Below are 16,680 nucleotides of genomic sequence, written 5' to 3'. Positions count from 1 at the left end.
GTAATTTTTATTTTATAAAATATATTTTATTGTTATCAACTTATTGTTATATAAAGAACATAAATAAAATTACTCAATTGAGGTCGTTATTTTTCATTTTCTATTTTTTATTATTTTAAAATAAATTTTTCATTTAAATCCTGAAAACACATCGTTTTATGATGACCTGACACCCACTTCCATTCGTAAAATTAACTCGCCCTTTGATAACGATTCACCAATAGCATGACTGTCTTTTGAGTTTTGATTAAATGATCTTTAACCGGCTAAATAGGATTTATTTTGTGACTGTTAATGTTGTGAAAATGCGAGTAGGGAGCTATTTTTTAATATCAATACTAAAAATATTTTTTAATAGAATAAATAAGCAGTTTAATGTGGTTAAAATTTAATATTAATTAGAAAAGAACTTAATATTCATTATTGATAGCGCGCGTGGTTCATCGTTAATATGACCCGGACATCCTTGTCATTCAGGTCATTATATACACACTATTTCAAGGTATTCCCTTGAGAAAGGTAGTCGACAATATCCTGTAATCGATACCATTTTACCCAGATACTATCGTTTAATGGTTGGCCAGTATAATTTTCAATAGCCGTAATTAACTCGAGCATTTCCAACGAATCGATATGCAAGTCTAAAATTAATGCTGAATCCATCTCAATGGGTTTATCGATACCCGAATAGGTGCGGATCGCTTTTATTTGCTCGGTAAGCCATGTTTGATGAATTAAATGACGGGTACTCATGACCCACTTCCTAATTTAAACCGCTGGTCATTGCCGATATAGTGTTTTTTCCGCGACAAATCTCTCGCCTGACCACCTGACGTCGTATATACCCTATTATCCGTATTAACCTGCCAACGATATTTCTTCTCCGTCGTATCACCATCTAATTTTTCCTTCGAGGGCGCTATCTCTCGAATAGGTTCGGCGGGCGCCTTTTCAATCTCAGAAGCTGTCATTGGCTGCTCCTCTACAACCTGTGCCACCTTCGCGTGATAGACTCCACTGATATGCCCCTTTAATAGCGTACTTGCTGTCGATTGCTCGTCCAACGGCTGTTTATTGCCTAACGATTTTTGTGTGTCTAATTCAGGATCTAATGCGTTGTTTTTCAGCTCCATGGCAGAACCCTTCGCGACATCAAGCATATTGCTTAATTCAACGACCACTTGTTTGGCCGTATCCACCAAGCGTGAATTGCTCACCGTTTGTATATGAGCATCAAAGAGGTGATCGGTAAGTTGTGTCACATGTTCTTCCAACTGCTGGTCGCCAATGCCATCCACGGCTTTCTGCGGTGGCTCCTTCGGGTTTTGAGCAAACAGTTTTGTACTCTCAGTATTCGAGTCACCCGCCCGATACCGCTGCCTTTCCAAAGGATTTGTACTTTGGTTAAATCCCCGACTGGTGAGCACAAACGGGTTGATTTTTTGGGTGTTTGATAGCCATTTTCCCTCCGCTGTACGTGTATATCCCCCCACTTGTTGCTGTCGAGAAGAGGACGCCGGTGCTTGTTTTTCTTGGTTGGATTGCAGCAAAGGCGCTGCCTTACCCTCTACTGGCTGCCGTGTCGTCTCTGATAGTTCATCACTCGGTTTATCTTTTAACGGCTGCTGAGAAGGCGCGTTATAGTCAGTCTGAACCACATTATTCTGTGGTAACGAGCCACTTCCTTTAACCGTTTTTCCTTCATCGTTGAGCTGAACATGCAATTCAGTTCGGTAGCTTGTCGGCGCATCTGCCGCCGATGCTGCACTTTTGGGCGTAACGGTTTGACTCTGGGCTGTCGGTAACGTGGTGACACCGTCAATGGTTACCGTTGCTGTCGCATTAGCATAATGACTCGGCGTATCAGAGACCTTATTAATGCAATGAGGGCATGCATAGTTATTGGTTATATAATAATTATTGATGACCGGTGCTGATGCTTGGTCGCTGGTACGATACGGCATACCATCCACATCATCTGGCTGCGGTGAGGCGGCAGAAGATAGCGGGACATTTCGCTGAGTGACCGGAGGCTTTTCGGTCATTTTTGATTCAGGTGACGACAATGCGGCTGGGGTCGTTGGCACATTCAAACCGATTGTCTCAATATGCTCCTCTAAGGCACGGAATCCTTGTTCCAAGCAGGCATTTTTATCTGCCCAGAGATTATGTTTTTGATAAGCTTGCATCGCGTTATCAAAGCGCGCCGTTTTGCCTTGCAGCAGTGAGCCCGTTAAAAAATGAGTGACCAATGTTGCATCATCAACAGACTGTTCAGGCGACAGCCCCGCCATCGATTTTAGTTGGCTATCCGTGTAATTTTCATTCAGCTTTGCCTTGATAGCAGGTGTAACATACTCAGCTAAAAAGCGCTGTTTAAGGGTATTGGCCTGATTGGGCAACTTAGCTAAGATATTTTGTAACTCTTTACTGAGAGATTGACTTGCTACTGCTTTTGACTTCTCCGATGCAGCTGAAACCACTTTTGCCGTATGCTTGATTAAGGCAGGGGTTATTTCCTCTCTATTTAATAATGAAAAGGAGGTTAATACGGCATTAATATGATTTCTATCTTCCTGTAAGATATGATGAATACTCTCAGGAGTGATATGATACTTTAAGGCTTCACTGCCTAACATCTCTGCTATTTTATTCGCTTTAACATCATTCAGTTGTCGATGTAACGCGATACTATCCGCTTGAATAGCCATAGTTTGTTTAGCTTGTAGCGGCGAGGTTTCTGCTACACTAGAAACATTCCCAATATGATTTGCCATGAACATATTTTGGCTAGTGACACCCACTCTTTTAGTCGAATGTGTATCTATATAGCTATTGAAAGGCGCTAATGAATTTGGTCGCATAGAATATTACTCTTCATTATATTTCTATCATTAATATCTGAAGGTAATGAGATATAATATGATTATATCTCATTTAAATAATGGGAAAATTAAAACCAATTAGGTATTGGCAAAAGCAACATTATATTGAAATAGGTCTTTTAATAATTGAATTAACAACTGAGTCAGTGTCTCAAAATGGCTATTATCTTGTCGAAAGGTTTCTAATAAACGCGATACGCTATTATTAACCGCATTCTTTTTACTATCTATCGCCGTTTGCATACTTTGGAAAGTCTGCACCATCATCTCCCCTTCTGGCGTACTCGCCCCCATGATTGGATTAACGGTTTCATAAATATCTTTTATCGGCTGCATATCAGGATAAATATAGATAACATGGTCTATTTCTTTAACTAAAAAGCCTTGCCCATTCAATTTTTTTTGCCAAAAAGCTAACATACCCGGTTTGCTATCAAAGCGAGCCATAGGCTTAATCACATTATTAATGTTATCTATGCTTAAACTGTGCTCCCAAAAATTTTTAGTGTGCGCATAAGTATAATCTTGCAAACTATCCTTTAGTAAATTAAAAAACTTTTGCTTATTAAACTTAATATAACCATTACTACCACTATCTAAACATTGGCTAATCGCGCCCAACCCCTTATTAACTTTCTCCATAAATTGGGTTGCCGCTTTAGTAATTTCACCAAAACTTTTCTGATAATCTAAATTCACATCATTAATGACATTAAAAATACTGGTTATATGAGATCGACCGTCTTGAATAACCTCCGCTGCAATTTTAGTGGAAGCACTATTATAGAAATCTGTGGTATTTTTTAATTCGCGTTCAACTAAGCGGGATTTTACCTTAATGTCTTCCTCCGTTTCTTGCCTATCTGTGTATTGGTAAATTTTTTCGGGTACATGCACATCATGATATTTTAAGACTGCTTCTGCTTGCTCTTCTGGGTTCGTTGCCCTATCGACCACAAAATTCCCCCCTACTGGGCTGAGCTGTAAATTGCTCTGTGCCGTGAGTCTGTTAGCGGAAGTGGTTATGGGATTACACTGTGGGAGCATTGGATTAATTTCACTCATACTCATCGATTTAACCCCTCGTTGCAACAGCTTGGAAAGTTCTGATCTGCCCTTCAATAACGTCTTTAAGGATATCGAATACTTTTTTCATCAGATCCAAAACCGTATCGATCTGCTTCTCTTTATCATTGGCGATAGACCGTGCAGTATCACCAATATCTTGCAAGACCATTTTTTGTGCTTCCAATGCCTTCACATCCATTTGCACAGCAGATGTCACTAGCTGCCCCGCGTTATCAGATAGACGAGTCACACTCTCAATAATGCTGGATTTCTTTTGTGTTTGATTGGTGATTTTATCCAGTTTTGTTTGATGCTCATCTGCTTTTAGTTGACTACGTCTTCCGGCATCTTGGTGACGTAAACTTGCCAAATCATTTTGCTGATTCAGGGCCTTATTCGTCGTTTTGATGGTTGATGCACGACTCAATTCAATCGAATCCTGCGCGCTCGAAGTATGCTGATTCCTTGCCACACCATGCATATTGATCGCTTTCGTTTGCTTCACTAACTGCTTAGTTTGTAATGCCGCTCCCGCCAGCGTGACCCCCATCGATACCGCAAAACCTAATACCGCGCCAAGAAACGCTTTCTCACCTTCTTTGATCGTCGTATCTGCCGCGCTCTGCACCATTTGTGCTTTTAACTTTAAAAAATCGGCTTGCAGTTGGCGGTCTGTCGTATTAATGATCGACTTAATCTGACTCAATAGATTACGTAGCTCCATTAAAATATCGCTACTCATAATGCCGATAAATTGGCTATCTTTTATTGCATCAAAAGACTGAATTCCAGGTTTTACATCTTCACTATTTGCTTGAGCCACTTGCACATCTTTAATTGCAGATGCCGCCAGCATTAAGTTAACCCCTTGAGATAATTGCTTGATCTCACTTTCGTCCAAATTCGCTATCGTTGGAAACATTTTTTCCAACTTGCTATTTTCTTCCGCGATCACTTCTCTTACGGCGTTTTCAACTTTGGTTGCCGTTACCGCAATATGCGCTTGAAGGTTGGCGTAAGCCGATGAAAAACCACCGATCACTTTCGATGTTTCTTCAAGCTCCGCCTTATTCATGTTTTTCGCATCAAACAGAAGCGATGGGTGAACAGTCGCTTGCTCAGGACGCTTTAATAACGGCTTATCTTGTGATCTTGGTACCGTAATCTCAACGGCATCTCTGATAGAGACTTGCGGTGCAGCGGCTGGTGTTGACAGCGTTTGAGTATCACGACCCGTCAAAACAGCTCCCCCCTCAAGATTGTCTAACTTTTGAGTTGGCATAGAAAACTGCGTTGGTGATGAAATTGTCGTCATAATAGGGCTCCTTGATGAGAATTAGGCATAATTAGAGAGACTGATTGCACTGGCTTTACGGTCGTTGGATTGTTTCAGTGATGTCAGCGTGTCAGTGAATAGGTGATTAAACACTTCGTATTGCTTTGACAGCATCTTAATCAGGGACTCCAGCAACTCATCGAGAACTTTAATAATTTCATCATTCATCATCATTTTGGCGAATAACTTCTTAAGCTCTCGTAATTGTGCCGCCCCTTCTAAACGTAATGCCCCAACAGTGACCGTGCTTGTTACTGACGTAGCAACGCCAGCCCCTTTCGCACCGACCTCTACGCGTGACGCTAATAGACTCTGTTTTCCCAGTTTTTTCCCTGTATCAACGATCTCAGCAATATCATCAATCCGATCAGCGGCATTATCGACCACCTTCACCGTATCTTTGACGCTATCTGCTTGCTGATGCATCTTATCAACCGTTTTCACCGTATCTTTGATGCCGTCAGTCTGTTCATTGATCTTATTTACGTTTTTCGCTGCACTTTTCGCACTATCAGCCTGTTCATGCGTTCTATCGGCTGCTTTCGCAATATTTTTGATATCACGAGCTTTCTTCGCGACCTGATTGGCGGTTTTGACTGTACTTTGCAACTCCTCCGCCGCATCCGTCAATTTAGTCAATTTCGTTAATACCACCATGTCATCCGCGGCTTTACCTAACGTTTTTATTTTGCTGAGTAGCTTTTTAACGAGGTTGATGATCGTATTCGTTATCGCCTTCACTGTGCTTTTTACGACCGTTTTAAGTGAATTTGCCGCCACTTTGGCGACTGTTTTTACGGTATTGGCGATGTTTTTCACAAAAGAGGACATAGAAACCAAAGAGAGAGCCAGAAAAGCGACAGCGGCAACTACCATGCCAACAATGCTACCAATCTTTTTCGCCTCTTCCACAGACATTCCAAACGACACCAGCATATCCGTGACAACATTTGAAATTTCCGTTGCTAGCATCTGCATTAAACTGGCATTACCCGTCTCTTCCAACACGATATCAGTGACCGAAATTGCGATACCGATGGCAGCAACAGCGAGTGTTAATGGGGCAGCCGCGCCGAATGTTGCAACTGTCGCAATAACCGATACTGCTAACATGACGTAGCTAAAAATCTTACTGGCACATGATGCCGCTTTATTCGCAGCGTCAGCTTTATGTTGAGCCTCTTCAGCTTCTTTGGCTTTTTTTTCTGAATCTTTACGAGAGGCTTCGCTGATCTTAGCCATCACCTCTTCCTGCTCTTTCATACTACGAATAGAGTCTTCATTCATCGCTTTTTTCAGCGATGCGGTCAACATCGTTAATAACGCAAGGGTGTTTTCCCACTTCTCACCATCCACTTCAACAGGGCGAGGGGCGGTATCAATAAAATTATTTAATACACTTCGATCACTATCGGCACTCTGAGCAAGCCCAGTGAGAACCTTATACGCATCTTCAAGTTGTGGACTAAGTACCGCGAGTTCAGCCTCTACCTGACTCATTTGCGCGGTCACATCATTCCGCTGCAAAATAAGCTGTTGCCCTTTTTCCTGTAAATGAGCCAGTTCGGATGTTAGCGTGTTAACTAACTGCGTTAATTGATGAAACTTTGACAGTGTCTCTGCTGTTCTAGGTTCTTTTGCTAATGAGGATAGGTTTGATTTTGCCGTGACCAATTCCTTATTCACTGCGTTTTGTTGCTGAGTATTATCATCAATATCGGTCTGTCGCTGATTTTGGGTTACTGTCAGCTTATTTAACCGAGTTTCAACTTTTTCTACTGCTTGTTTAATCGACGCGACTTCTTGTTTTTTTGTTTCCAGTTTTTTGGTACTCTCTGAAAACGAATTTAATAAGGATTCCCCTTGTTGTTTTAGTGCTTCCGATTCAATATTTAATTGGTGCAGTTGATTACGTAATTCATTGATATTATTTTCACCTAATATCTTACGTATCGACGAGAAGGCCTCCAACATGGAGACTCTGGCATTCACCCCTTTTTTCGGTTCTTGCAGTTGTGGCTGGCTTTCTAGCTTACTGCGTTTCATTTGTTCATTGGATGTTAATTCTTCGCATGCAACCTCCATACTTAACACCGCTTTAGCGATGTTTTCCCCCATTTCTAATGGATTAACACCTTGTTGAAAGACTTTAACTAAACCTATTCTGTCAGATGTTATATTTGTCATTGATGCCATATTATTTCCTCTACTTTATTGAAGAGTCTTCCTGCGCTGAATCAGTCTTTTCAAGATTCTTTTTCAATGCATTAAGGTAAGCCTGCGATTTGGCTTTTAACTCACTATCGGTACTACTGTCACAAACACTCTCAAAACAATGCAAAGCAGCACTACTCTTTTTCAACATTAAATTACATTGGCCTGCATGAAATAATGGTCGATAGTCATGTTTCGCTAAAACAAACGCTAACGCATATAATTCAGAGGCTTTTTCATAACGTTTAGTTAATTGATAAACAGCCGCTAATCCCATGACATAATCGGTATTATAGAAGTCATAAATACTGAGAAAACGAAAAAAAGTCTCCGCTTCTTTTAATTTACCTTGCTGATAAAATTCATATGCATAGGCATAAATTCCATCCATCATATCTTGTGAAATACCATGAATATCTTTATATGTTGAGCCATTCATTAAAGCAGACGTAATACTTTCAAGTAACTCATCCATATCAACGGGTTGTTGCTCTTTTTCACTCTTCATATATTAACCCCATAAGTTATTGAAGATATAAGATGCTCCACAGTGATAGTTGCATCTTAATTAATCAATGTTTAATTCTCTTATAAAAAACGATATTATTAGCAAACAATTAATTTTGGTTATTTTCTTGAGTCACTTCCTCTTCATTAATTAATCTCATCAATTCGTCATCAACAAATATTCCCATTTTTTCTAATTCAATACGTAATAACCAATTAATGATTTGCATAACATCTTGTAAGCAATGTTCATCAATAAAACTGTCTTTTCGATAATAACGCCATATTTTTCGTGCTAATGGAATATCTCTGACAACCGGTATTCCTTGTTGCTCTGCATATTTAATAATCATTTTGGCCTGTAGACCACGACTTTTAAATAATAAAAAAGGTAATGGCGCTATATTATCATCATAATAAATTAACATCGCGATATGGGTTGGATTTGCCATAACAAAGGTTGAATTACGGACATTTGCTTTTACTTCTTCAGACAGTATTTCATGATGCAAACCTTTACGCGCGCTTTTTAAATGAGGGTCACCTTCATTATCTTTATACTCTTTTTTTACCTCCTGTTTTTCCATCTTTAAGCCTTTAATAAATAGGAAAAACTCGGTAATGACATCAATAATAATGATCAGTAACGCCACGGCTAAAAAAACCACAACAAAACTCATACAGAGATCAACCCACTGATAAATCATGCCATTTATTGTGGTCCGATAAAGTAAAAAAATATCGTGTCGCCATAAGAAAAAAAAGACACTCGCAGAAATTGAAAAAACAATGAGATATAGAAAGGCTTTAACCAACTCCTTAAGTGAATTGAGCGAAAATATCTTTTTTATCCCAGAAATAGGGTTTAATTTAGAAAAATCAATTTTTATTGCCTCTGTTGCTAAACGAAAGCGGCTCTGTAATAAGGAGATTATTGAACCTGAAAGAAAACTCGCTAATAGCACCGGAGAAACAATCACAAAAAAAATACCAATAAATTCTGAAAATAGCTTATCAATATTAATGTCATTAGATGATAATAAAAGACGCCTCATCAAGCCCCCAATTTCAAATAAACTGGTGGCGCCTGAAATCACATAGGCACTCACAACTAAAACTAATGCGGCAACACTATCTTTACTTTTAAAACTTTGCCCTTTTTTGGCAGAGTCTTTAATTTTTTTCTCAGTAGGCTGTTCGGTTTTTTCTGCCATCTTATACTCTCTCGATTATGGCATCGAAGAATTGAAAATTTCATTCAGTGTCGAAAGTGAAATTAAATTGACTAAAATTTCTGGTATTTCATTTTGAAAATAGAGTAAAAAGACAATAAATGCGATAATTGATTTGATTGCTAATGATAAAGAAAAGGCATTAAGTTGAGGGCAGAATCGGGAATATAACCCCAGCGCAACTTCACTAATAAATAGAGTGACTAAAATAGGGGATGCTAATGTAACCCCTTTCACCACCATCTGATTAATCCATTCCCCTATAGGTAAACTATTAAATTGAGTGAATCCAGCCGCGAAAGGAAGGGTTTGATAACTTTGAGCAAACGTTTTGACTAATAATACCATTCCCCCCTGCGATAGAAAGATCATACAGATGATATAACTGATGAAGACAGCCAGCTCAGATGATTCACTACCGCTTGCAGGATCAACAATACTACTGATTGTTTCACCGCGTTGCGTATCAATTAGCTCACCGATAACACTCGCAATCATAAACGGCAACGCTAACATAAACGCGATCACGACCCCTATCGTCAATTCATAAACAACCACCTCAACAACACTGACATTCTCCCATTGAAATTCATGGGCAGATAAAAAAGGCCATAATCCTAATGCAATATAAATCGTGACACAGCTTTTAATCACGCTGCTATTCAGTAACTTATTACTGAGAAATGGCAGAAAAAAAAGGGTAGGCGCAATTCGTATCCAAGCAATCGCGACGATGGTTAATTGCTGTTGAAACGTAAAATAGAGCGATGAATAAAAAGACAATATATCTTGATTCATCCTAACGACCCTATGGCAGGAATTGCCATTGTGAATACTTCTAGCGCATAGCTCATGACTTTATCAGCCAACCAACCTGAAATCATAAATAAAGAACCAAACACTGCCAGTAACTTAATACCAAAAGGTAATGTTTGCTCTTGAAGTTGCGTCACCGTTTGAACCAGGCCAACAAATAAGCCGACAACCGTCGCAACAATAATAGGAAGTGCCGATAATATAACAATCAGTAACATCGCCTTATTGCTACTATAAATAATTGCATCCATGGCATTTCCTCATTATTGTTGTGCTAATTCAAAGTATTGCATCACTAGTCCTTTGGAAATGAGCGACCACCCGTCAATAGCTACAAATAAAATCAATTTTACCGGCACTGATATAGTGACAGGGCTCATCATCATCATACCGAGCGCTAAAAGAATGCTAGAGATCACCAGATCAATGACCACAAAAGGCAAATAGATATAAAAACCAATTTCAAATGCAGATTTAATTTCACTTAATGCATAAGCAGGTAATAATGAAAAAAGTGTTGTCTGACCCTCTTCTATATAATTAATTTCTTCATTCGTGCCTTTTTGTACGGACTCAAAAAAATTGACGAGTTCAGGATCGGAATATTTTAGTAAATATGCTTTATAACGGCCTAATCCACCTTCAACAAAATTATCGACCGATTCCACACGCGTAAAATCCACTTTTTCTTCACGCATATAATGATTAATATCTTGAACAACGGGCATCATGACAAATAAAGATAACAGCATTGCAATACCGTTTAATGCCATCGTTGACGGTACCTGCTGTACCCCCATCGCATTACGTACCATAATTAATACAATAGATATTTTGAGATAGCAGGTACCTGCCGCAATAAGAAACGGCAGTAATGTAGCAAGAGAAATAACAGCTAATAGCGGAATTTCATTAGATACGATAGACATATTAAAGCCTTCTATCGCCTAAATTGCCAAGACGGGTGATTTCTAAACCTAACTCATCACTATCGCCAATATAGATTAGCTCCCCTTCCGCAATAAACTGTTTATTTGCATAAACTTTAACTTCGCGCTCTTTATTCTCACCAATGGAATATATTGAGCCAAGCTGCATATTCGCTAACTCATTAATCGTGATTTCACTGTGACCTAATACAAATGTCAGTTTGACCGATAACGTATTTACATCAAATGGTTGCACGACTTCATCAATCAGTGCTTCCGTTGACGCCTCAGTGTTATTTTCAGTCTCCGAATCAATCATTTCCTCAATCATAAATTGGCCTTCTTGTTGTTTTTGAAAACGGGCAAACAGACGCCCTGCAATTGACATATGCAGTTGTAATTTTTGGATATACAACACATCGTGTAATTCGATGGATTGCAACAGCTTCACGCTGATATCGCTATGGCCTAATATCCAATCTGCTTGTAATCGCAAACATTCTATAAAACGATTTTCGACTGGTTGCCGTGCTACCCCATTAATTGGAGAGGACAGCAACACTTTTCCTAGGTGAGACTCATGCACACATAACCAATGCTGAGTGACACTCTCATCATCAATAATTTCAATATTTCGGCAACGGAAACGTTCGGAGAAAAAAAGAGTCCTAGGGTATTCAGAATGAAACAAGCTAACCAAATCTGCCTCATTAAGGGCATCCCATGCATAATGTATCAATGTTGGCCAACGATAATCACACCATTCACCGACATGCACGAGCACCTGTACGGTTTCCTTCTCGCCCCCTAACGTCAGACGAAAATAACGCTCCCCTGATTTAGGTACAACGACATCGGCATCAGGTTGATAACGCTGCTGCCAAGCGCGCATTTGCACTTCTCGTGGGCTAATACGACGAATATTCAACATAATTAGTTATCTTCTGGCTCAGTGTGTTCTTGCTGCTGTTGGCGTTGCTTTTCATGCTGCTGACCTTCATAACGAATCGATAAAGGCTGCTCACCACGAAAAAGGTGTTGGTTTTCACGTAATACTTGATGAACTTCCTGACTAGTTGTACTGGCGAGTAACTCTCCACCACGCGGATTCAATTCAAACGTCACCGCGGGACTACTTTGCCATCGACTAAAGGTATAAGTGAGGCTGCGTCCTTCAATTTTTGCGACTTTTTCCGTCATTTGCTCAGTCATCTCAGCCCTAACTTGTGCCGTATTCATCGCCACTGTTGTGGATTGCCGCGCTTGAGCTGTTGTATGAACCTGTATGTTTGCATTCATCGGTGCAGGTAAAGTCCCATTTTGTTGTTCAAGTACATCAAGGCGCTCTGCCAGCGACTGAACCTGAGACGCTGGCGTAGACTGAGTACTCTCGGTATCCATTGGCACATTAATTGTCTGTTCAGTTACCGCTGTTCGTTGTTTTTCAAGCGACAGAGAAGGCGCAGTGAACGTATTTAACGTGACATTTTCTGTTGGATGAGCCTCTGCGAAAGCCAATGAAGAGGCATGCTGAGTGTCAAGCAGTGTTGTAGATGACTGAGTCGTGGGAGCAGTTTCAGATAAGGTGACAGGCCACTGAACGCCATCCTGTATTTCAGATAACAGGGAGGGAGATTGAATACCATGGTGTATTTTAGGCGTGATGACCGAAGGTTGAGCAGGCACTTGTGACGTCTCAACATGGGTCAAATCAATATTAGTCTGTGGTATATCTCGGGATTTTATCGGCGATAGCAAGTTTGACGAGGCCAATTGCTGAACAATACGTTGTGGCTTGGCTTGTTGTGTCGCTAAAGAAGGCTGCAAGCTGTCGGCAATATTTTTATTGATGGTTTCACCGAATAGCGCCTGTTTCTCTGGGGTGGCTTTTAACTGGCTTTTGGGGAAATGATGCTGTTGAGTGTTATTGAAATTCCCGAATATTCCACCGCCGTCCTTCTGCAACATGCTGACCGTTGCTACCGGCAATATCTCTGCCGCTAAGTGTTCTCCCTGAAAGGTTTCGTCAGCCCCCTTCTCGACATTTAACCCTAATTGGCAAAACGCCATAAGCTTTTCGGCTGTTTCCGTATGGCGTAAGTGAATAGGCAACTGCATCAATAATGGCACGATACACTCTTCAGCCAGCTTTTTACGGTGTTTTTTCGGTGTCGAACGGTGAGCGTGCTTCGCTGCCAATGCTTTCATCTGTTTTTTGAGTACGGATAGATTATCGAGCGGCTTTCCATTGCCGGCTGGCATCGTTTGCTTATCTATCGGTACCACATTAGATTCATTCAGTTCCAATTTTATTGTTGTCATAAACGGACAACTCCTCAATTTCATTTTGTTGCTGACGTTCTAATTTTAAACACCGAGCAATTCGTTGCTGCTTGAGATAATTTCGGAATTTTTCGCACTTGTTACGTAAAGTGAACATACGCTGAACAAGATGTTTTCGTGATTGTTCATATTTGGTTAACTCGGCACTCATCGATTCAATTTGATATTCAAGGTGGGCAATTTCAGCTAACAAGGCGGCTTTTAGTCGCTGACGCTCCCAAAAAGCAACTTTGTTTAATTCCGCCGATAATTCATATAAACCCGTTTGTGTATTCAACACATTAATTCGTGATTGAATGTCTGTACGTTGTTGTTGCAATGCATTCATGAATGATTGCAATTTCAATTGCTCCTGCAAAACGCTTTCAAACCGTTTTTCATTGAGTGCAAGGAGGTCTTTAATCATTAGGATGCCAAATGACTGAGTTGATTTAACATTGCATCAAAATGTTCTGCTTCATTGATTTTTTGTTTTAAAAATTGCTCTATTTCCTCTTTTTTATCTAACGCATTATCATTATCGATACTTTCACCACGCTGATATTCTCCAAGCTCTAAATACAATTGGATTTGTTCTAATCGCGATAACCGCTCACGGACTTTAATCGCGAATTGTTGATGTTTTTCTGTTGTTACTTTCGAGGAGACGCGGCTAATACTATGCAGAATATCAATAGCGGGATAATGCCCTTTTCCGGCTAGCTTATGACTTAAATAAATATGCCCATCTAAAATCGAACGGATCTCATCACCAATAGGGTCTGCTTCATCTTCACTTTCGAGTAACACCGTGTAAAACGCGGTTATCGACCCTTTTTGGAGACGTCCGGGTCGCTCAAGCAACATGGGAAGTTGTTCAAAAACAGACGCGGGGTAACCTCGTCTAGCAGGTAATTCACCCGCAGCTAATGCAACATCCCGTAAGGCTCTTGCATAACGAGTCATGGAGTCCACAAAAAGCAACACATTGCGTCCAAGGTCACGAAAATATTCCGCAATTGTTGTCGCCAGTAAAGCGGCATTACAGCGTTCAATTGGAGGACTATCTGAGGTCGCGTATATTAAAATAGTCTGACCTGCATGAGGTGAGTTTTGCAGTTCATCAATAAATTCAATAACCTCTCTACCACGCTCCCCAATTAAAGCCACCACATGAATATCCGCTTCAGCGTGGTTAATGATCATATTCATTAACGATGTTTTGCCGCTGCCTGCGGCCGCAAAAATACCAATGCGTTGCCCTAACCCACAAGTTAATAAACCATCGACTGCTCGAATTCCAGTAATGAGAGGTTCATCAATAGCGCGCCTTGAGGTGACACTGACAGGTGGGCTATCAATACGCATTAACTTCGATTCATTTAATACACTTTCCCTTACTGGTTCACCGAGTGTACCAACCTGCTCACCGGCAGCATCAAAGATTTTGCCAGACAGTTGCTCATTCATTGCAAACACAAAAGATTGTCCTGTTGGGCGGATAACAACCTCGCGAGTTAATCCTTGGATTCGACCAATTAAGCTCAGCACTGTCAGCCCTTCTTTAAAGCCGACAACTTGTGCTTTTGCGAGACATTCACTTGAGGCTAAAGAACGTTCAACAATACAAATTTCGCCAATAAAAACACCGTGTAACGGTGCTTCCATCAAACAGCCATGAATGCGCGCTGGGTGCGCGCAGTAATCAAATAGTTTCATGGTTAGCCAACTAATGCTGTTCTGAACAAATTGCTACGTTCAAAAAATTCTTCGAAACTATCAGCAAACTGCTGGGCATGACTTAATGCCGTTTCTTTCATGACCGCAGACAGAACGAAAACATCATCGACAAGATTTAATGCCGGTTGACCTGGTTGAAAATTACGTGGTGGATATTGAATTATCATATGTTCTGGTCTAATTCAAATAGACACTTCAATTTGAGACACTAGAAGTTGTCTGACTTGGAGTGATTATGAATCAGAAACGTAAATATAATAGCTACACCAAAGAATTCAAACAAGAAGCTGTTGCCTTGGTGACGGAGCAAGGTTACAGCGTGGTTGAAGCGGCTCAGGCCGTAGGTGTTAATCCCAACCAAATTTATGCTTGGAAAAAGCATTTTGAAGACCAAGCCAGCGGTGTTGCTCTATCTGATGATGAGCGTGCTGAGCTACGCAAACTACGCGCTGAAAACAAGCGTTTGCGCATGGAGAAAGAAATATTAAAAAAGGCTTCGGCCTTCTTCGCCAAGGAAATGAAATAAACTTTAAGTTTATTCACCAAGCACGGCAAGAAGGCTACCCAGTAGGCTTAAGTTGTAAGACGCTTGGGCTTAGTCGTTCAGGCTACTATGCATGGGATAAACGCCCAGCACAGCTCATTACTGAGGATACACTGATGTTGTATCGCACAGCTAAGCAACTTTTTAAAGACAGCCGTGAAAGCTTGGGTAGCCGTGAATTAATGAAAAAACTGAATCAGCATGGCTTCGCTATTGGTCGTTATAAAACGCGTTCCATCATGCAAAGGCTTAACCTTGTCGTTAGGCAGCGCGTAGCTTACAAGGTAACAACACAGCGCGATAAACGTCATTTGGCTGCGCCGAATTTAGTCAGTATGGACTTTAACCCAGAACGGCCCAACCAAGTATGGGCGGGTGATATTACCTACTTAAAAACGGCACAGGGCTGGATGTATTTAAGCGTGGTCATGGATCTTTATTCGCGGCGTATTGTTGGCTGGTCGATCAGTAAACGCATGACGACAGACTTAGTTTTAAAGTCATTGCAACAAGCTTATTGGCTAAGAAAGCACCCTAAGGGAGTTATCTTCCATAGCGACCGCGGTTCGCAATACACCAGTAAAAAGCTAAGGAAAGCCTTAGTCAGAATGGGTATAAAGCAATCAATGGGCGACACAGGCGCTTGCTGGGATAATGCAGTAGTTGAACGCTTCTTTGGAAGCTTAAAGCATGACTGGATATTAAAAGTCCATCACGCAACTTACGAAGAAATGGTTGCGGATGTTACGGCTTACATGAAGTATTATAACGTAAAAAGGCTTCATACAGCTAACGGGGATGTGAGCCCTGTTGAGTATGAAAATTATCAATTAAAAGTGTCCACTTGGACTTGACCAGTACAATATTTAGCAAATTCTGACTGACAGAATCAAACCTTGCTGCACTATACTCCGCTAAATGACACCAAATAATTACGTCATCACTAGAAAGGTCAATATTAATCGCTGGTGCATCATTCATTTCTAATTGAATATTTGAATGACAATCTAATTGAGGATTAATTAAATCACTACGCCCCATGTCATTTAAAAATGAATTTAATGCTTCAACAAAACGATACTTCATA

Annotated in this window: 17 protein-coding genes; 1 reads left to right on the top strand and 16 read right to left on the bottom strand. The window is 40.5% G+C overall.

Annotated elements, in window-relative coordinates; all coding sequences use genetic code 11:
* Positions 1–492 precede the first annotated feature (492 nt).
* The 15 genes from M1F03_RS00845 to M1F03_RS00775 form a co-directional block, all read right to left on the bottom strand.
* A complete protein-coding gene (locus M1F03_RS00845; protein WP_154624771.1) occupies positions 493–753 on the bottom strand; it encodes an acyl carrier protein in 261 nt (86 codons plus the stop codon).
* The gene (locus M1F03_RS00840; protein ID WP_251464873.1) at positions 750–2,864 is read right to left on the bottom strand and encodes a hypothetical protein; all 2,115 of its coding nucleotides are present in this window, start codon (positions 2,862–2,864) and stop codon (positions 750–752) included. Before M1F03_RS00840 ends, M1F03_RS00845 begins: the two co-directional genes overlap by 4 nt.
* Positions 2,865–2,963: 99 nt before the next feature.
* Entirely contained in the window at positions 2,964–3,956 is a 993-nt protein-coding gene (locus M1F03_RS00835; RefSeq protein ID WP_251464872.1) for a hypothetical protein, read from the bottom strand.
* Between the two features lie 4 nt (positions 3,957–3,960).
* On the bottom strand, positions 3,961–5,268 hold the full coding sequence (locus M1F03_RS00830; protein ID WP_251464871.1) for a hypothetical protein: 1,308 nt from the start codon (positions 5,266–5,268) through the stop codon (positions 3,961–3,963).
* A 21-nt stretch (positions 5,269–5,289) separates the two neighbouring features.
* A complete protein-coding gene (sctE, locus tag M1F03_RS00825; RefSeq protein ID WP_272661300.1) occupies positions 5,290–7,485 on the bottom strand; it encodes a type III secretion system translocon subunit SctE in 2,196 nt (731 codons plus the stop codon).
* A gap of 10 nt (positions 7,486–7,495) precedes the next feature.
* On the bottom strand, positions 7,496–8,011 hold the full coding sequence (gene sicA / locus M1F03_RS00820) for a type III secretion system translocator chaperone SicA (protein ID WP_154624776.1): 516 nt from the start codon (positions 8,009–8,011) through the stop codon (positions 7,496–7,498).
* Between the two features lie 109 nt (positions 8,012–8,120).
* Positions 8,121–9,224, bottom strand: coding sequence for an EscU/YscU/HrcU family type III secretion system export apparatus switch protein (locus M1F03_RS00815; RefSeq protein ID WP_251464869.1), 1,104 nt, complete (start codon positions 9,222–9,224; stop codon positions 8,121–8,123).
* A 15-nt stretch (positions 9,225–9,239) separates the two neighbouring features.
* On the bottom strand, positions 9,240–10,040 hold the full coding sequence (gene sctT, locus M1F03_RS00810) for a type III secretion system export apparatus subunit SctT (protein ID WP_154623043.1): 801 nt from the start codon (positions 10,038–10,040) through the stop codon (positions 9,240–9,242).
* Positions 10,037–10,309: a type III secretion system export apparatus subunit SctS gene (gene sctS / locus M1F03_RS00805; RefSeq protein WP_251464868.1), complete on the bottom strand. Its 273-nt coding sequence runs from the start codon at positions 10,307–10,309 to the stop codon at positions 10,037–10,039. Before sctS ends, sctT begins: the two co-directional genes overlap by 4 nt.
* Positions 10,310–10,321: 12 nt before the next feature.
* Positions 10,322–10,987, bottom strand: coding sequence for an EscR/YscR/HrcR family type III secretion system export apparatus protein (locus M1F03_RS00800; protein ID WP_196713916.1), 666 nt, complete (start codon positions 10,985–10,987; stop codon positions 10,322–10,324).
* Between the two features lies 1 nt (position 10,988).
* On the bottom strand, positions 10,989–11,918 hold the full coding sequence (locus M1F03_RS00795; protein ID WP_163860492.1) for a FliM/FliN family flagellar motor switch protein: 930 nt from the start codon (positions 11,916–11,918) through the stop codon (positions 10,989–10,991).
* A 2-nt stretch (positions 11,919–11,920) separates the two neighbouring features.
* Positions 11,921–13,309 carry a hypothetical protein gene (locus M1F03_RS00790; RefSeq protein WP_318840056.1) on the bottom strand — a complete coding sequence of 463 codons (1,389 nt, stop codon included), beginning with the start codon at positions 13,307–13,309 and terminating at the stop codon, positions 11,921–11,923.
* Positions 13,281–13,736 carry a hypothetical protein gene (locus M1F03_RS00785; RefSeq protein WP_154623048.1) on the bottom strand — a complete coding sequence of 152 codons (456 nt, stop codon included), beginning with the start codon at positions 13,734–13,736 and terminating at the stop codon, positions 13,281–13,283. The genes M1F03_RS00790 and M1F03_RS00785 overlap by 29 nt, the downstream gene beginning before the upstream one ends.
* The gene (gene sctN / locus M1F03_RS00780) at positions 13,736–15,028 is read right to left on the bottom strand and encodes a type III secretion system ATPase SctN (RefSeq protein ID WP_251464866.1); all 1,293 of its coding nucleotides are present in this window, start codon (positions 15,026–15,028) and stop codon (positions 13,736–13,738) included. Before sctN ends, M1F03_RS00785 begins: the two co-directional genes overlap by 1 nt.
* Positions 15,029–15,030: 2 nt before the next feature.
* On the bottom strand, positions 15,031–15,216 hold the full coding sequence (locus tag M1F03_RS00775; protein WP_318840055.1) for a hypothetical protein: 186 nt from the start codon (positions 15,214–15,216) through the stop codon (positions 15,031–15,033).
* Positions 15,217–15,284: 68 nt separating this feature from the next.
* On the opposite strand from M1F03_RS00775, the gene M1F03_RS00770 reads away from it, so the two are divergent.
* A protein-coding gene (locus M1F03_RS00770) for an IS3 family transposase (protein ID WP_130574490.1) occupies positions 15,285–16,447 on the top strand; the annotation gives its coding sequence in 2 pieces (ribosomal slippage) (positions 15,285–15,549 and positions 15,549–16,447; 1,164 coding nt in all).
* Here the strand turns inward: M1F03_RS00770 and M1F03_RS00765 are convergent.
* Positions 16,383–16,679 (bottom strand): hypothetical protein, encoded by a 297-nt coding sequence (locus M1F03_RS00765; protein ID WP_318840054.1) that lies wholly within the window; start codon positions 16,677–16,679, stop codon positions 16,383–16,385. The two genes, M1F03_RS00770 and M1F03_RS00765, sit on opposite strands and share 65 nt — an antisense overlap.
* Position 16,680 lies beyond the last annotated feature (1 nt).

Origin of the sequence: Providencia sp. PROV080 (genome assembly GCF_033688105.1) — a bacterium.
GTDB classification, from domain to species: Bacteria; Pseudomonadota; Gammaproteobacteria; order Enterobacterales; family Enterobacteriaceae; genus Providencia; species Providencia zhejiangensis.
This window is presented reverse-complemented; position numbering and strand designations above follow the sequence as displayed.

What these genes read in the sequence shown, in the direction of transcription:
- M1F03_RS00790 (WP_318840056.1), bottom strand. Translation starts at nt 13,309, where the DNA reads ATGACAACAATAAAATTGGAACTGAATGAATCTAATGTGGTACCGATA.
- M1F03_RS00800 (WP_196713916.1), bottom strand. Translation starts at nt 10,987, where the DNA reads ATGTCTATCGTATCTAATGAAATTCCGCTATTAGCTGTTATTTCTCTT.
- M1F03_RS00835 (WP_251464872.1), bottom strand. Translation starts at nt 3,956, where the DNA reads ATGAGTATGAGTGAAATTAATCCAATGCTCCCACAGTGTAATCCCATA.
- sicA (WP_154624776.1), bottom strand. Translation starts at nt 8,011, where the DNA reads ATGAAGAGTGAAAAAGAGCAACAACCCGTTGATATGGATGAGTTACTT.
- sctE (WP_272661300.1), bottom strand. Translation starts at nt 7,485, where the DNA reads ATGGCATCAATGACAAATATAACATCTGACAGAATAGGTTTAGTTAAA.
- M1F03_RS00775 (WP_318840055.1), bottom strand. Translation starts at nt 15,216, where the DNA reads ATGATAATTCAATATCCACCACGTAATTTTCAACCAGGTCAACCGGCA.
- M1F03_RS00785 (WP_154623048.1), bottom strand. Translation starts at nt 13,736, where the DNA reads ATGATTAAAGACCTCCTTGCACTCAATGAAAAACGGTTTGAAAGCGTT.
- M1F03_RS00795 (WP_163860492.1), bottom strand. Translation starts at nt 11,918, where the DNA reads ATGTTGAATATTCGTCGTATTAGCCCACGAGAAGTGCAAATGCGCGCT.
- M1F03_RS00830 (WP_251464871.1), bottom strand. Translation starts at nt 5,268, where the DNA reads ATGACGACAATTTCATCACCAACGCAGTTTTCTATGCCAACTCAAAAG.
- sctT (WP_154623043.1), bottom strand. Translation starts at nt 10,040, where the DNA reads ATGAATCAAGATATATTGTCTTTTTATTCATCGCTCTATTTTACGTTT.
- M1F03_RS00765 (WP_318840054.1), bottom strand. Translation starts at nt 16,679, where the DNA reads ATGAAGTATCGTTTTGTTGAAGCATTAAATTCATTTTTAAATGACATG.
- sctN (WP_251464866.1), bottom strand. Translation starts at nt 15,028, where the DNA reads ATGAAACTATTTGATTACTGCGCGCACCCAGCGCGCATTCATGGCTGT.
- M1F03_RS00840 (WP_251464873.1), bottom strand. Translation starts at nt 2,864, where the DNA reads ATGCGACCAAATTCATTAGCGCCTTTCAATAGCTATATAGATACACAT.
- M1F03_RS00815 (WP_251464869.1), bottom strand. Translation starts at nt 9,224, where the DNA reads ATGGCAGAAAAAACCGAACAGCCTACTGAGAAAAAAATTAAAGACTCT.
- M1F03_RS00845 (WP_154624771.1), bottom strand. Translation starts at nt 753, where the DNA reads ATGAGTACCCGTCATTTAATTCATCAAACATGGCTTACCGAGCAAATA.
- sctS (WP_251464868.1), bottom strand. Translation starts at nt 10,309, where the DNA reads ATGGATGCAATTATTTATAGTAGCAATAAGGCGATGTTACTGATTGTT.